We start from the raw sequence: 458 nt of genomic DNA, 5'->3' as shown, positions 1-458 counted from the left end.
GGCCAGCTCGGCTTCCTGTCGACGCCGCGCGGCAAGGGCTTCTCGTTCGCGGGCGGCGTCGTGTTCGACCCGAAGATCATGGGCAACGGCGACGCGGCCGGCGTGCGCAAGGCGGATACCGACCTGCGCGACGCGCTGAACCGCGCAATCGCGCAGATCCGGAGCGACGGCACGTACGACAAGATCCAGTCGAAGTATTTCGACTTCGACATGTACGGGAATTGAGCGGCCCTTCAGCGGCACCCGGCCGGGCAATATCACGGCGCCCCGGCGGGCGACGGTGACGCTGTCGCCGCCGACATCGATCAGCGGGCTACCCGACACCTCATACGAACCCCTCTTCGACCAGCGTACAGCCGTTCGCCGTGATCGCGTGCCGCTGCCCCGAGCCGCCGGCCACCCGGCTCCAGCTTGCCGACACTAGCGTCGTTGCATCGCCGTCCGCCTGCAGCGCATAG

Annotated in this window: 1 protein-coding gene; it reads left to right on the top strand. The window is 68.3% G+C overall.

Features of this window, described 5'->3' with window-relative positions:
- The coding region (locus HWY45_RS36380) for a transporter substrate-binding domain-containing protein (RefSeq protein ID WP_176118509.1) at positions 1–225 on the top strand (225 nt) is incomplete at its 5' end.
- Positions 226–458: the final 233 nt, after the last annotated feature.

The sequence above is a fragment of the Burkholderia stagnalis genome, assembly GCF_902830275.1.
In the GTDB taxonomy this organism is placed as follows: domain Bacteria; phylum Pseudomonadota; class Gammaproteobacteria; order Burkholderiales; family Burkholderiaceae; genus Burkholderia; species Burkholderia stagnalis.
The sequence above is the reverse complement of the archived record's forward strand: the minus strand, read 5'-3'. Positions and strand labels throughout refer to the sequence as shown.